Below are 14,057 nucleotides of genomic sequence, written 5' to 3' on the forward strand. Positions count from 1 at the left end.
GCCCTGCTCGGGCTGGAGCTGCCCGACCGCCGCCCGCGCCGGTACGGCCTGCGGCGGCACTACCGGGTGGCGCCGTGGACGGACTTCGTCGAGGTCCACTGGGCCGCGGAGGGCGAGGCGTACGTGACCCCGGTGGGCGACGACCTGGTCGGCGTGGCCGTGCTGAGCTCCCGGCGCCGGGGATACCGGGAGCACCTGGCGGACTTCCCGGACCTCCTGGCCCGGCTGGAGGGACCGGCCGCGACTCCGGTGCGCGGCGCCGGTCCGCTGCGCCAGCGGGTGCGCGCCCGGGTCGCCGGACGGGTGCTGCTGGTCGGCGACGCCGCCGGATACACCGACGCGCTCACCGGCGAGGGGGTGTCGCTCGCCCTGCTGTCCGCGCAGGCCCTGGTGGGCTGCCTGCGGGCCGGGGCTCCGCAGGCGTACGAGGGCGCCTGGCTGCGGCTGTCGCGGCGCCACCGGCTGCTCACCGGTGCTCTTCTGGAGACTCGCCGGCACCGGGCGTCCGCGCGGCTGATCGTCCCCGCGGCCCAGCGGCTGCCCGCCCTGTTCGGCGCGGCGGTGCACGCGCTGGCCTGAGCCCGGCGACGCACGCACGCGCCTGAGCGCGGCGAGGCACGCGCCGCTCCGGACCCGGCGGCGCGCCCCCGGCCCGGGAGCGGCCGATGATCGGGGGTCACTCGCGGGAGGCCTCGTGGACACGGCTGTGCCTGAGGGCGTAGTGCGCCGTCCCCGCGAACCGGGCCCGCCACTCGCCTCCCCGGCGACCCGTCACGGTCTGGAGGAAATGGCCCTGCAGGTCGGTGGTGGCCTCGGCCGTCTCCGTCCACTCCTCCTGCTCCGTCATCCGGTGCAGGATCTCGACGGTCTGGCCGGGGAAGGGCGCGTAGTCCAGGTAGCCCTGCGGGTCGACCCGGTTGAGCACCCCTCTGACCTCCACCCCCGTCGCCTTCCTGACCGCCTGGACGGCGCTGAACTTGGCCTCGCGTCTCAGCCAGAACCCGGCGTACTCGGTGACCGTGCCGCCGTCCGCCCCCCTGGCGGTCACCGCGACGGTCCAGCGCCCGGCGGGGTACCAGCGGCTCAGCCTCTTCTCCGGCCTGAACCGCCAGGTCTCCCACTCCCGGGCGGCACGCGCGGCCGGCCCGGTCGCGTGCCGGCGACCGGCGCGACCGGGGGCAGCAGGCGCCCGGCCGGCCGGCCCCACGGGGGTGAGGTACGTCAGGGCGGGCGGCACGGGGATCTGGGCCGGCTCGGAGAACGGCTCGGAGACCGTCTGGACCCCGGCCCCGGGGAGAGGGCCCGTCCCGGACTCGGGCGGCGCGCCCGGTTCGACCTGGACCGTCATCCCCTGCGGGCCCGAGACCCCGCGGGCGACCACCTCGATCACCAGGCGCACCGTGTCGGACGGTCCGACCACGGGGGCTTCGGGGTCCAGGGTTATGGAGCGGATCGCCAGGTCCCTGACGGCGGCGGGCGGCTCGGCCCGCACCGGCAGGGCGGCGGCGGCCCCCGCGGGCAGGGCCGCGGCTCCCGCCGCCAGGACGGGAAGAAGGACTCTCATGGTCATGGGTAGGAGGCTAGGAACCACCCGGTAATGACCGAGGAGACGACACACGTCTGGTTGGGCAAAACGCCGCCCGAGCGACGCCGGCGATGCGACGCCCCAGGTGGGGACGGCCCGGCCGGCGGGACGTCACGGCGGGCGATGAGGGCCTCCGGCCGATGCGAGTCCCGGCCGGCTCGCAGCCCGCCGCGAGGCCCTCGCCCGTTTCGAGATCCCCGGACCGGGCCGCCGTCACCGGCGTCCACGGCCGGTACGTCTAGCTGTCGTACATCCCGTCGATGATCTCGGCGTACTTGGCGTGGATGACCCGGCGCTTGAGCTTCAGGCTCGGCGTGAGCTCCTCGGTCTCGGCCGTCCACTCCGCCGGCAGCAGGCGCCAGCGCTTGACCTGCTGGACGCGGGCGAGCTTGTCGTTGGCCGCGGCGACCGCGGCCTCGACGACCTTGAGGACGTCGGGATGCCCGGCGAGGTCGGCCAGGGTGGTGAACTCGATGCCGCGGCCCTGCGCCCAGCCGGGGGCGACCTCGCCGTCGAGGGTGAGGACCGCCACCGGGTACGGCCTGCCGTCGCCGTAGGCCAGGGCCTGCCCGACGAGGGGGTGCTCCTTGAGGTAGTTCTCGATGTTGGCCGGTGAGATGTTCTCGCCGCCGGAGGTGATGATGAGCTCCTTCTTGCGGTCGACGATGCGGACGAAGCCGTCCTCGTCGATGGAGCCCACGTCGCCGGTGTGCAGCCAGCCGTCCTCGTCCAGCAGCTCGGCGGTCGCCTCGGGCCGGTTCAGGTAGCCGCCGGCGTTGGCGGGGCTGCGGGTGAGGATCTCCCCGTCCTCGGCTATGCGGACCTCGACGCCCGGGCCCGCCTGGCCGACCGTGCCGAGCTTGAAGCGGTCGGGGGCGTTGGCGGTGAACGCGCCCGTCGTCTCGGTCATGCCGTACACGTCGATCACGCGCATGCCGAGGCCGGCGAAGAAGCGCTGGACCTCCAGCGGCATCGGGGCGGCGGCGCTGGCCAGCCAGGCCGCGTTGTCGAGGCCGATCATCGAGCGGATGATCGACAGCAGCGCGGCGTCGGCCTGCTCGTAGGCGGCCTGGACCTCGGGCGAGGGGGTCCGCCCGTACTGGCTGGCCTCGACGTGGGCGAGACCGGCGGCCATGGCGGTGCGCACGTTCTCCTGCTGCTCCTCCGGCTGGGTGGCCAGCAGCGCCTGCAGGCGGGCCATCATCTTCTCCCAGACGCGCGGGACGCCGAAGAACAGCACCGGCTTGACCTGGCCGAGGGTGGCGCCGAGCTGGGCGAGGTCGGTGCAGAAGTGGGTGTGGGAGACCTTGAACAGCGGCAGGTAGAGGCTGAGCACCCGCTCGGCGATGTGGGCGTAGGTGAGGTAGGAGATCTGGGTGCCCCTGTCGGGCAGCGAGACCATCCGGCTGGTCGCCGCCACCTCGAAGAACACGTTGGCGTGGGTCAGCGGCACGCCCTTGGGGTTGCCGGTGGTGCCCGAGGTGTACAGGACCGTCAGGGTGTCGCCGGCGGTCACGGCCCGCCAGCGGTCCTCGATCGAGGCGGGGTCCTCGGCGAGCCGCGCGCGGCCCAGGGCCAGGAACTCCTCCCAGCCGAGGAAGCGGTCGCCGGACGGGGCACCCTCCAACATGACGATCTTGGAGATCCCGGGGAGCCCGTCCAGCACCGGCTCCCACCTGGCCAGGTCGGCGGGCCCGCCCAGCACGACGATCCTCGCGCCGACGTCGCCGGCGACGAAGGCCACCTGGTCCGGGGCGAAGGTGGCGTAGACCGAGCACGACACGCCGCCCGCGTGCACGGCGCCCAGGTCGGCCAGCACGTGCTCGCTGCGGTTGACCATCATCAGCGCGACGGCCTCGCCCGGCCGCAGCCCGAGGGCGACGAAGCCGGCGGCGATCTCCAGGACCCGCTGCCGGGCCTCGGCGTAGGTGAGGGTGGCCCAGCCCCCGTCGACCGGGTCGGAGTAGGCCGGAGCGTCGGGGTTGCGCTCCGCCGTCTCCGCCAACTGCTCGCAAACGGTACGGCCCGCGATCTCCCGCTCGATCGCCGCACGCTCTTCAAGGACACCGGTCATGACGCCTCCTGAAAGTGCTCACTTGCATGAGTGGCATGCATCGCACCACACGGCGTTGCCCCGGACAAGCCCCTGCGCCCGAGAAGAAGCGTCACAATGCACAACCTCCCTCACCCCCGGCCGGGACCTGTACGTAGAGTTAGAACCCGATCACATGATGACGCCGGGGGGCCACATGACATCGGGGACGGGCGCTCGCGAGAAGACTTTCTTCGGACATCCGCGGGGCCTGGCCACGCTGTTCGGCACCGAGATGTGGGAACGCTTCAGCTGGTACGGCCTCCGGGCCATCCTGGCCACCTTCATGGCCGCCTCCCCGGTCATGGGCGGCCTCGGCCTGACGCAGCAGACCGCCCAGGCGATCGTCGGCATCTACGGCGCGCTCATCTATCTGGTGGCCCTGCCCGGCGGCTGGGTCGCCGACCGCGTGCTCGGCGCCCGCAGGGCGGTGCTGTGGGGCGGCTTCGTCATCATGTGCGGCCACATCAGCATGGCCATCCCGGTCAGGACGGGCATCTTCGTCGCCCTGGGCCTGCTTCTCATCATCATCGGGACCGGGCTGCTGAAGCCCAACATCTCCGCGATGGTCGGCAAGCTCTACCCCGAGGACGACGACGCGCGCAGGGACGCGGGGTTCTCCATCTTCTACCTCGGCATCAACCTGGGCGCCTTCATCGCCCCCATCATCGTGGGCTGGCTCGCCGCCGACAACCGCTGGCATCTGGGCTTCGGCGCGGCGGCGGTCGGCATGGCGCTGGGCCTGGTCCAGTACGTGCTGGGCCGCCGCCACCTCAGGGGCGTGGGCGAGGAGCCCGGCCACCGGCTGACCCCGCGCGAGCACCGGCACTTCGTGCTGTCGGCCCTCGCCGCCGCCGCCGTGATCGCCGGCGCCCTGGCCGCCTGGGTGGCCTCGGGCACCTTCGACCTCGACACCTTCGCACTGGTGGTGACGGTGATCATCGTCGTCGTCCCGGTGGCCTACTTCGCCTACGTCCTGTTCGGCAGCCACAACCTGACCGACGACGAGCGCTCGCGGATGAAGGCCTACATCTGGCTGTTCATCGCCGCCGCCGTCTTCTGGATGATCTACGACCTGGCCCCGACGGTGCTGCTGTTCTTCGCCCAGGACAGGACCGACCTGTCGCTGTTCGGCGTCCGGATCACGTCCGCGACCACGCAGTCGTTCAACCCGCTGTTCATCATGATCTTCGTGCCGGTCTTCGCCGCGCTCTGGGTCAGGCTGGGCAACCGGGTGACCGCTCCGCAGAAGTTCGCCTTCGCGCTGTTCATGATCGCCCTGAGCTTCGTGGTCATGGCCCTGGCCGCCCGGCTGGCCGAGAGCGGGAGGATCTCGGTGTGGTGGCTGGTGCTGGTCTACCTCATCCAGGTCTTCGGCGAGCTGTCGCTGAGCCCGGTCGGCCTGTCGGTCACCACCAAGCTCGCCCCCCAGGCGTTCAAGGGCCAGATGCTCGGGGTGTGGTTCATCGCCGTCTCGGTGGGCGACGCCGTGGGCGGGCAGACGGGCCGCCTGAAGAACTACATGTCGGATCCCGCGTACTTCCTGACGCTCGCGGCGATCGCCGTCGTGGCGGGTCTGGCGCTGCTCGCGTCCGTCGGCAGGCTCCGGGCCATGATGCGCGAGCACCACGAGAACGCGGTGGGGGCGGGGCCACCGTCACACTGACGGAGAGCGCATAGAGCCGGTCATGGGATGATTCATCAGTGAACCAGGTGCTGGACCTTGTCGGAATCTTCGTCTTCGCCCTCTCCGGCGCCCTCGTCGGCGTCCGCAAACGGCTGGACGTGGTGGGCATGGCCGTACTCGCCGAGATGACGGCCCTGGGCGGCGGGATCCTGCGCGACCTGATCCTCAACGTACGGCCCGCCGCCTTCTCCAGCACCGGCTACGTGCTCGTGCCGATCGCCGCCACGGTGATCGTGTTCTTCTGGCATCCGCACGTGCAGCGGGTGATGCCCGCCGTGGACGTGCTCGACGCGGCGGGCCTGGGCCTGTTCTGCGCGGTCGGCACCGAGAAGGCGATGAACTTCGGCCTCAGCCCGCTGCACGGGGCGCTGCTCGGGGTCACCACGGCGGTCGGCGGCGGCATCCTGCGCGACATCCTCGCCGGCCAGATCCCGAACCTGCTCTACGACCGCCAGCTCTACGCGGTGCCCGCCATGCTCGGCTCGGCGGTCATGGCCGTGCTCTACACCGTCGACCTGCACGGCTGGCCGGCCACGCTGGCCGCCGCCGTGCTCGCCTTCGGCCTGCGGATCGCGGCCATGCGGCTGCGGCTGCGCGCGCCGCTGGCCAGAGGCGTCACCCCGGAGTAGGCCTCACAGGGCGGGAGTGAGCGGCTCGGCGGGACGGACGCCGTACGGCCCCCTGACCCTGGCCTCGGCGATGCGCTCCACCGCCTCGGTGAGGACCTGCGGCGGCTGGGTGAAGGGCAGGCGGAGCCGGCCCTCCAGCGTGCCGTCCACGCCGAACCAGGGGCCGGGCGCGAGCCGTACGCCGTGGCAGCTCGCCGCGTCGGCGAGCGCGGTGGCCGACGGGCCCGCCAGCCGCACCCAGAGCGAGCCCCCGCCCCCGGGCACGGTGAAGTCCCAGTCGGGCATCCGCTCCCGCACCGCCGCCACCAGGGCGGCCCTGGAGGCGCGGAGGGTGCGGCGGCGCTCGGCCCTGGTCTCCTCGATGTCCTCGAACAACCTCGCCACGGCGAGCTGCTCCAGGAGCGGGCTGGCGATGTCCACGCCCGCGCGGAGCACGGCCAGGCGGCGGACCATGGCGGCAGTGGTGCGGATCCAGCCGATGCGCAGCCCGCCCCACCACAGCTTGGACGCCGACCCGATGCTGATCACCCGCCCGTCGGTGTCGAAGGCGGCCAGCGGGGCCGCCTTGGGCACCTCGTCGATCGCCAGCTCGCTCCAGGTCTCGTCCACGATCAGCGTGGTGCCGTACCGCCTGGCGGCACCGACCAGGGCGGCCCGCATGGCGTCGTCCATCAGGTGCCCGGTCGGGTTCTGGAAGTCGGGGATCAGGTAGGCGAGGCGGGCGGCCGACTGGCGCATCGCACAGGTGAGCAGGTCCAGATGCCAGCCGTCGTCGGGGACGCCGACCGGGACGATCCGGCCACCGCGCATCCTCACCACGTCCATCGCGTGCGGGTAGGTGGGCGACTCCAGCAGGATCGCGTCGCCCGGCGGGAGCAACATCGCGGCCAGCAGGTGGAGCGCCTGCTGCGCCCCCGTGGTGACCAGGATCTGCTCGGGCCGGGTGGCCAGCCCCCTGGCCGTGTAGCGGGCCGCGATCGCCTCGCGCAGCGGCGCGATCCCGAGCGGGTCGTAGCCGATGCCGAACGCGTGGCGCTGGTAGTGTTCGGCGGCGTAGGCGACCGCCGGGGCGAGCGTCGAGGGCGCGAGCGGGGCGGCGGCGTGCAGCGGCAGCAGCCCGTCGTCGTTGGAGGCGATCCACGGGTTCTCCGCGCCCATCGAGGCCGGGTCGGGCAGCGCGGTCCAGCTCCCCGCCCCCTGCCTGCTCTCCAGGTATCCCTGCTCGCGGAGCCGGTCGTAGGCGGCGGTCACGGTGGTCCGGCTGACGCCCAGAGCCTCGGCGAGGTGCCGCTCGGCCGGGACGCGCATCCGCACGGGCAGCCGGCCGTCGAGGATCAGCAATCGCACGGCCCCGGCCAGCGCGCTGTAGTACGGCCTGGTGGCGGGGTCGATCGCCACGAGGCGGGCGAGCTGGAGCCCGCTCAGATACCGGTCCATACCAGCCACTATAAGGCCACTTTCCATGATTGGCCCTTTTGGTTCAGGCCAATGGCCTGGATGATTAAGGCCATTATGAGCGAAATTTCTCTCCCTACTCTTGGCTCCCTTCCCAGCCGGCTCACGCGCCTCTACGCGGGCCTGGCGCTCTACGGAGCCGGGATCGGCCTGCAGATCGAGTCGCACCTCGGCGGCAGCCCCTGGGACGTGTTCCACCAGGGCCTGTCCATCCACATGGGCCTGTCGATCGGCACCTGGATCATCCTGGTGGGAGCCCTGGTCATGCTGCTGTGGATCCCGCTCAGGCAGAAGCCCGGGATCGGCACCGTCAGCAACGTCGTCCTGCTCGGCGTGTTCGCCGACGCCGTCATGTGGCTCGCCCCGACCCCGGAGCCGCTGGCCGCGCGCTGGGCCTACCTGCTGCTCGGCGTCGTCGCCACCGGCGCGGCGACCGGCCTCTACATCGGCGCGGGCCTGGGCCCGGGTCCGCGCGACGGGCTGATGACCGGCCTCAACCGCCTCGGCATGTCCATCGGCACGGCCCGTACGATCATCGAGGTCACGGTGCTGGCCATCGGCTGGCTGCTCGGCGGGACCGTGGGGATCGGCACCGTGGTGTTCGCCCTGGCGATCGGGCCCCTGACCCAGTTCTTCATGCCGCGGATGCGCCCCAAGGGCTGAGCGGCGGCCGCCGGAGGCATTAGCGTCAAGAACATGCGGATCGAAGATTACGCTCTCATTGGAGACATGCAGTCAGCCGCCCTGGTCGGGCGGAACGGCGCCATCGACTGGCTCTGCCTGCCCAGGTTCGACTCGCCGGCGTGCTTCGCGGCGCTGCTCGGCGACAAGCAGAACGGGCAGTGGTGGCTCGGCCCGGCCGACAACGGGCGGGCCGCCGCCACCCGGCGCCACTACAAGGGCGAGTCCCTGGTGCTGGAGAGCGAGTGGGACACCCCGGACGGCACGGTCCGCGTGACCGACTTCATGCCCGCGCGGCAGGCCAACCCCGACCTGGTCAGGATCGTGGAGTGCGTGTCCGGCACGGTGGAGATGGCCACCGAGATCCGCATCCGCTTCGACTACGGCCGGATCGTGCCCTGGGTGCGCCGCACCGACGGCCTGCTCCAGGCCGTCGGCGGGCCCGACTCGGCGTGGCTGCACTCCCCCGTCCCCCTGCAGGGCGGCGACTACGCGCACAAGGCGAGGTTCCGGGTCTCCGCCGGTGAGCGCCTGGCGTTCGTGTTCACCTGGCACCCTTCTCACGAGTCCAGGCCGGTCGAGATCGACCCCTTCGAGCAGCTGGCCGAGACCGAGGCGCTGTGGGCCGAATGGGTGGAGCAGTGCACCTACCAGGGCCCGTGGCGCGAGGCCGTGGTCCGCTCCCTCATCACCCTCAAGGCGCTCACCTACGAGCCCACCGGGGGCATCGTCGCCGCCCCCACCACCTCCCTGCCCGAGGACCTCGGCGGGGTCCGCAACTGGGACTACCGCTTCTGCTGGCTGCGCGACGCCACCATGACGCTGGAGGCCCTCATCGGCGGCGGATACCTGGGCGAGGCCCGCGCCTGGAGGGCATGGCTGCTGCGGGCCATCGCGGGCCGGGCGCAGGACCTGCAGATCATGTACAGCGTGTCGGGCGAGCGCCGGCTGACGGAGCTGGAGCTCGACTGGCTGCCCGGCTACGAGGACTCCCGGCCGGTCCGGATCGGCAACGGCGCGGTCGACCAGCTCCAGCTGGACGTCTACGGGGAGGTGATGAACGCCCTCTACCTGTCGCGCGTGTCGGGCATGGAGCCGGACGATCGGGCCTGGACCATCCAGCGCGAGCTCATCGAATACGTGGAGCGGCACTGGGACGAGCCCGACGAGGGGCTGTGGGAGGTCCGCGGCCCGCGCCGCCACTTCACCCACTCCAAGGTGATGTGCTGGGTGGCCCTGGACCGGGCCGTCAAGCAGGTGGAGAACTTCGGCCGCACCGGCCCGGTGGAGCACTGGAAGGAGGTGCGCGACCAGATCCACGCCGAGATCTGCGACAAGGGCTTCGACCAGACGCGCCAGACCTTCACCCAGTCGTACGGCTCGCACGAGCTGGACGCCGCCCTGCTGCTGATCCCGATCGTCGGCTTCCTGCCGCCGGACGACCCGCGCGTGATCGGCACGGTGGAGGCGATCCAGCGTGAGCTGATGGTCGACGGCTTCGTGCTGCGCTATCCGGTGGCCTCCGACAACGACGTGGACGGCCTGCCCGGCGGCGAGGGCGCGTTCCTGGCGTGCAGCTTCTGGCTGGCCGAGGCCCTGTCGATGATCGGCCGCAAGGACGAGGCGGTCGAGCTGTTCGAGCACCTGCTGTCCCTGCGCAACGACGTCGGCCTGCTCGCCGAGGAGTACGACCCCCGCTACGGCCGCATGGTCGGCAACTTCCCGCAGGCCTTCAGCCACGTTCCGCTGATCCACACCGCCCGCGCGCTGAGCTGAGGCCGCGGCGCGGTCCCCGGGCGGACGCCCGGCGAGAATTCTCCGGTCCCGGTGCAACAATCCGTCGCGGCCACGACTCTCCCCTGACGAACACCATTCGAAAGGATCGAAAATGAGCGATTTCGACGTGACCTCCACGGACCTGATCGACTACGACGGCGACGGCAGCGCCGACGCCCAGCTGATCGACATCGACGGGGACGGCATCGCCGACGAGGAGCGCTACGACGTCGACGGCGACGGTGTCACCGACATCGTCTACCTCGACAACGACGGCGACGGCTACGTCGACGAGGCCCGGGTCGACGTCAACGGTGACGGGGTCTCCGACTACACCCAGACCCAGGGGCCCTTCCCGACCGCCTGATCACACGATCCGGCACGCGCCCGTGTGATCTCACCAGGGGGGAACCCGGACTCGGGTCACACGGGCCCGCCGACGAGGAAGACGATCGATGACAGACCGACGCGGGCTCCTGCCCCTGCTGCTCCTGGCCTGCCTGACGGTGACCGGCTGTGGCCCGGTGGCGGGTTCCGGCGAGGGGACGGCGGCCACGACGCCGTCGGCGCCCGTCCGGGCCGGCGGCTCGGCCGGAGACGGCGTCCGGCCCCCGCAGACCAGCAGTGACCAGGCCGCAACGGCCGGCGGGGGCCTCCCGCTGCCGCTGCCGCTGCCGCTGCCGCTGCTTCTCGCGCTGGCGTCGGGATCCGTCGTCGCGGCCGCCGCCGGGCTCCACCTCCGGCGGCGGAACCGGCCGCCCGCCCCGGCCACGTGGCAGGGCGGGCCCGCCCTGCCGGAGCCCTCGGGCTCCGTGATCCCGCGGGCGCCTGCCCCATCGCACGCACCGCCCACGCCACACCCGCCTCCCCCGGCCCCGCAGGCGCCGCCTGCCGTACCGCACGCGCCGCAAACGGTCCTGGGGACGCCGGCCACACCGCACGCGTCCTGCACCGTGTCGCACGCGCCGTCCGGGGCGCCTGAGACTTCCGGGGCGCCGCCGCGGCGGGCCGCCCCCGCCGCGTCCGGCCCGATGGCCGAGGCGCTGGCGGAGGTCGCCGGGAGCGGGATCAGCCAGGCGCTCGCCCAGCAGGTGGAGCGCCTCTTCGCCGAGGGCCCTCCGGGGCGTGAGGCCCTGGTGGAGGCCTGCATCGGCTGCCGGGACCAGATCGCCGAGCGGCATCCCCGGCTGGCCGGCACACTGCTGGACGGGCTGAACCGGGCCGGGGTCCGGGAGATCGTGGCCGACGGGCAGCGTTTCGACCCGCGCGCGCACGAGGCGTTCGGCACCGAGCCGACCGAGCGGCCGGAGCTGCACGACGTCGTCGCGGAGACCGTCAAGCGGGGGTATGCCGACGGCGACCGTGTGATCCGCGTACCGCAGGTCGTCGTCTACCGGCACGGGGCGCCCGGAGCCGGGACGGCGCCGTGAGGCGCTCAGCCGCCGGCGAGCCCGGCCTGAAGCCGCCGTCTGGCCCGGTGGATCCAGGCCCTCACCGTGTTGAGCGGCACCTCCAGCGAGGCCGCCACCTGCTCGTAGGTGAGGCCGCCCGCCCACAGCAGCAGCGCCTCCCGGTGGGAGGCAGGCAGCGTGGCCAGCGCCCGGCGCAGGTCGGCGAGCTGGGCGACGGTGTCCTCGAAGGGGGCCGCGAGCACCGACTCCTCGGCCATCTCGGCGAAGAGCACCCCGCCGGGAGAGCGGCGCCGGACCACCGCGTGGGCGGCGTTGCGCGCGATGACGAGGACCCACGACCGGAAGGACGCCCTGCCCTCGAAGGAGGCCAGTCCCTTCCACGCGGCGAGTTGCGTCTCCTGCAGCGCGTCGAGCGCGTCGGCGCGGTTTCCGGTCAGGTGGTAACAGACGCCGAAGGCCTGGCGCCGCGCGGTCGACCACAGCTCTGCGAAGGCCCGCTCGTCACCCGCCCGCGCTGCCGCGACGAGAAGACTCTCGTCCTCGGCGGTACTGCTCAGCGACGCGCTCGTCATCGGCCACACATCCTCCCGGGGTGGAAATCAGCCAATGACACCACGCCGCGCGATCATCCGGCATGAGGTGACTCGTCATGATATTGGACCGTGACAATTCGGACCTCGGGTCTTCTCGTGAGGAGTCAGACGGCCTGACTGAGCTGCGTCGACTCCTCTTCGGGACGATCCCGGAACCGACCGAGGAGGAGTACCGGAACATGCTCGACCAGACGTTCTCATCGGACGGCGGCGACCTCTCCCTGCTGCCCGGTCCGCCGCCCGGTCCGGGCCTCCCCGTCCACGGCCCGGACCCGCTCGTCCACCGCGAGGATCCGCTCTCCGGCGGTGCCGCGTGAGGGCCGGCCCGGCGGAGCTGCTGCGCCGCCTGTGCGACACCACCTCGGCCAGGCTGGCCGGCACGGAGCTGCGCGAGCGGGTCGGTCAGGTACGCGCCGGCCTCGACGCGCCGCTGCGGGTCGCGGTGGCGGGCGCGGTGAGCAGCGGCAAGTCCACCCTGGTGAACGCGTTGCTCGGGCTGCCCGTCGCACCCGTGGACGCGGGCGAGTGCACCTTCGTGGTCACCCAGTACGAGTACGGCGAGGACGACGGCCGCGTCACCGTCGAACTCCTGGACGGCGGCGTGGCCCACTCCCGGCTGCTGCCCGGCCACCGGCTCCCCGCCGACCTCGGCGTCGACGTGGCCCGCATCCGGCGTCTGCGCGTCACGCTGGACCTGCCGTCCCTGCGCACGGTCACCATCATCGACACCCCCGGCATGAACACGGTGACGGCCGCCAACGAGCGGGCCGCCAGGAGCATGCTGTTCGGCTCCGGCGAGGAGGACGACCGCGCACAGGCGATGATCTACGTGCTGCGTTATGTCCAGAAATTTGATGACAACGCCCTCGCCGAGTTCCGTGGCCTCACCGACGCGTGCGGCATGAGCTGCGTCAACACCCTCGCCGTGCTGGGCCAGGTCGACCGGCGCGGCGACGAGGACGATCCCTGGCCGACCGCGCGGCGGCTGGCGGCCAAGGGCTACCGGGACCTGCGCACCTCCGTCTTCGACGTGGTCCCGGTGATCGGCCTGCTGGCCGAGACCGCGCGCGCGTGCCCGCTGGACGCCGAGGAGGTCAAGGCCCTGTCGCGCCTGGCCGAGCTCGACGAGGACGACCTGGAGGACTACCTCCTGGACCTGAACGACTTCCGCACGGCGCCCGACCTCCCCGTGCCGGCCGGGATACGGCAGCGGCTGGTGGAGCGGCTGCACCGCTACGGCATCGCCACCGCGATCGGCGCGCTACGGCGGGGCGAGGCCCCCGACCCCGCCCGGCTCGCGGCCCACCTGCTGGAACGCTCGGGATACGCCTCGGCAGGACAGGCCGCGACCGGCTCCGTGGCGGCGGGCCTGGCCCACTTCGCCCGCCGCGCCGACCAGCTCAAGGCGCTCGACGCCCTGACCCGGCTCCGCCGGATCGCCCGCTCGCCCGCTATGGGCTCCGACCGCTCGACCCTGGACGCGCTGGCGGCCCAGCTCGACGAGAACCGGCCGATCGCCACCGCCCTGGGCGGCCTGCGGATCTTCGCCGCGGCCGAGGCCCTCGGCCGGGGGACGCTGGTGCTGAACGAGGAGATGACCGCCGAGCTCCTCCTCCTGGCCCGCCACGACGACCCCGCCGAGCAGCTCGGCCTGCCCGCCGGGGCCTCGCGGGAGGAGATCGCCGCCGCGGCCACGGCGGCGTCGATGCGCTGGCGCACCCTCGCCATGATGAGCGAGGGCCGCACCGGCGGGCACCGGGCCAGAGACGTGCTGACGGTCCTGGAGGACCTGGTCTCCACGGCCCTGGACGAGGGGCCCGGCCCGGACACTCCGGAGCGAGGCGGCCCGCTCCCCCCGATCCCCGTGGATCCCGCCTCGGTCGAGACCCTGCGCTCCTCCCCGATGGTCCCGGCCGACGACCGGCGCGCCATGGAGACCCTGCTCGCCGGCGCCGAGCTGGCGACCCAGCTCGGCGCGCCCCCCGGGACCCCGGGCGGCGAGCTCGCGGGCTACGCCGCCGCCCTGGGCGCCCGGTTCCGCGTCCTCGCCCACCGGCCGCTCTCCCTGCGGCAGCGGCGGGCGGCGGAGGCCCTCTGCGACGCCTGCGAGGACGTCTGGGAGCGGCACCACCGAGACGGCCCCTGAA

At 72.9% G+C, this 14,057-nt stretch carries 12 protein-coding genes and 1 pseudogene; 9 read left to right on the forward strand and 4 right to left on the reverse strand.

What is annotated here, in order from left to right; translation table 11 throughout:
- A pseudogene (locus tag CA984_RS21360) lies at positions 1-579 on the forward strand (monooxygenase); the annotation flags it as partial.
- Between the two features lie 97 nt (positions 580-676).
- On the opposite strand, the gene CA984_RS21365 reads toward CA984_RS21360, so the two are convergent.
- Both CA984_RS21365 and CA984_RS21370 read right to left on the reverse strand, forming a co-directional pair.
- Entirely contained in the window at positions 677-1,570 is an 894-nt protein-coding gene (locus tag CA984_RS21365) for a hypothetical protein (RefSeq protein ID WP_133061732.1), read from the reverse strand.
- A gap of 253 nt (positions 1,571-1,823) precedes the next feature.
- Positions 1,824-3,659 carry an AMP-dependent synthetase/ligase gene (locus CA984_RS21370; RefSeq protein WP_086575091.1) on the reverse strand — a complete coding sequence of 612 codons (1,836 nt, stop codon included), beginning with the start codon at positions 3,657-3,659 and terminating at the stop codon, positions 1,824-1,826.
- Between the two features lie 175 nt (positions 3,660-3,834).
- Here CA984_RS21370 and CA984_RS21375 point away from each other — a divergent pair, with 175 nt between their 5' ends.
- A complete protein-coding gene (locus tag CA984_RS21375) occupies positions 3,835-5,343 on the forward strand; it encodes a peptide MFS transporter (RefSeq protein WP_086575093.1) in 1,509 nt (502 codons plus the stop codon).
- Positions 5,344-5,381: 38 nt separating this feature from the next.
- The gene (locus CA984_RS21380) at positions 5,382-5,993 is read left to right on the forward strand and encodes a trimeric intracellular cation channel family protein (protein ID WP_086575095.1); all 612 of its coding nucleotides are present in this window, start codon (positions 5,382-5,384) and stop codon (positions 5,991-5,993) included.
- Between the two features lie 3 nt (positions 5,994-5,996).
- Here the strand turns inward: CA984_RS21380 and yczR are convergent, their stop codons facing one another.
- On the reverse strand, positions 5,997-7,430 hold the full coding sequence (gene yczR / locus CA984_RS21385; RefSeq protein WP_086575097.1) for a MocR-like transcription factor YczR: 1,434 nt from the start codon (positions 7,428-7,430) through the stop codon (positions 5,997-5,999).
- A 75-nt stretch (positions 7,431-7,505) separates the two neighbouring features.
- Here yczR and yczE point away from each other — a divergent pair, with 75 nt between their 5' ends.
- The 4 genes from yczE to CA984_RS21405 all read left to right on the forward strand — a co-directional run bounded on the left by yczE (position 7,506) and on the right by CA984_RS21405 (position 11,335).
- On the forward strand, positions 7,506-8,111 hold the full coding sequence (gene yczE / locus CA984_RS21390) for a membrane protein YczE (protein WP_165781348.1): 606 nt from the start codon (positions 7,506-7,508) through the stop codon (positions 8,109-8,111).
- Between the two features lie 33 nt (positions 8,112-8,144).
- Positions 8,145-9,905, forward strand: coding sequence for a glycoside hydrolase family 15 protein (locus CA984_RS21395; RefSeq protein ID WP_086575099.1), 1,761 nt, complete (start codon positions 8,145-8,147; stop codon positions 9,903-9,905).
- A gap of 112 nt (positions 9,906-10,017) precedes the next feature.
- Positions 10,018-10,272, forward strand: a complete 255-nt coding sequence (locus CA984_RS21400) for a hypothetical protein (RefSeq protein ID WP_086575101.1) — start codon at positions 10,018-10,020, stop codon at positions 10,270-10,272.
- An 88-nt stretch (positions 10,273-10,360) separates the two neighbouring features.
- Positions 10,361-11,335, forward strand: coding sequence for a nucleotide exchange factor GrpE (locus tag CA984_RS21405; RefSeq protein ID WP_086575103.1), 975 nt, complete (start codon positions 10,361-10,363; stop codon positions 11,333-11,335).
- 5 nt (positions 11,336-11,340) lie between these two features.
- Here CA984_RS21405 and CA984_RS21410 read toward each other — a convergent pair whose 3' ends face one another.
- The gene (locus CA984_RS21410) at positions 11,341-11,889 is read right to left on the reverse strand and encodes an RNA polymerase sigma factor (RefSeq protein WP_086575105.1); all 549 of its coding nucleotides are present in this window, start codon (positions 11,887-11,889) and stop codon (positions 11,341-11,343) included.
- 200 nt (positions 11,890-12,089) lie between these two features.
- Between CA984_RS21410 and CA984_RS46350 the strand changes: the two genes are divergently transcribed.
- Both CA984_RS46350 and CA984_RS21420 read left to right on the forward strand, forming a co-directional pair.
- A complete protein-coding gene (locus tag CA984_RS46350; protein WP_165781349.1) occupies positions 12,090-12,227 on the forward strand; it encodes a hypothetical protein in 138 nt (45 codons plus the stop codon).
- Entirely contained in the window at positions 12,224-14,056 is a 1,833-nt protein-coding gene (locus CA984_RS21420; protein ID WP_086575109.1) for a dynamin family protein, read from the forward strand. The genes CA984_RS46350 and CA984_RS21420 overlap by 4 nt, the downstream gene beginning before the upstream one ends.
- Position 14,057 lies beyond the last annotated feature (1 nt).

Origin of the sequence: Streptosporangium minutum, from assembly GCF_002149035.1 — a bacterium.
Taxonomy (GTDB): domain Bacteria; phylum Actinomycetota; class Actinomycetes; order Streptosporangiales; family Streptosporangiaceae; genus Streptosporangium; species Streptosporangium minutum.

Bases quoted from the DNA above. Each gene is read 5' to 3' on its own strand.
- CA984_RS21365 (WP_133061732.1), bottom strand. From the start codon at position 1,570: ATGACCATGAGAGTCCTTCTTCCCGTCCTGGCGGCGGGAGCCGCGGCC.
- CA984_RS21370 (WP_086575091.1), bottom strand. From the start codon at position 3,659: ATGACCGGTGTCCTTGAAGAGCGTGCGGCGATCGAGCGGGAGATCGCG.
- CA984_RS21375 (WP_086575093.1), top strand. From the start codon at position 3,835: ATGACATCGGGGACGGGCGCTCGCGAGAAGACTTTCTTCGGACATCCG.
- yczR (WP_086575097.1), bottom strand. From the start codon at position 7,430: ATGGACCGGTATCTGAGCGGGCTCCAGCTCGCCCGCCTCGTGGCGATC.
- yczE (WP_165781348.1), top strand. From the start codon at position 7,506: ATGAGCGAAATTTCTCTCCCTACTCTTGGCTCCCTTCCCAGCCGGCTC.
- CA984_RS21395 (WP_086575099.1), top strand. From the start codon at position 8,145: ATGCGGATCGAAGATTACGCTCTCATTGGAGACATGCAGTCAGCCGCC.
- CA984_RS21400 (WP_086575101.1), top strand. From the start codon at position 10,018: ATGAGCGATTTCGACGTGACCTCCACGGACCTGATCGACTACGACGGC.
- CA984_RS21405 (WP_086575103.1), top strand. From the start codon at position 10,361: ATGACAGACCGACGCGGGCTCCTGCCCCTGCTGCTCCTGGCCTGCCTG.
- CA984_RS21410 (WP_086575105.1), bottom strand. From the start codon at position 11,889: ATGACGAGCGCGTCGCTGAGCAGTACCGCCGAGGACGAGAGTCTTCTC.
- CA984_RS46350 (WP_165781349.1), top strand. From the start codon at position 12,090: ATGCTCGACCAGACGTTCTCATCGGACGGCGGCGACCTCTCCCTGCTG.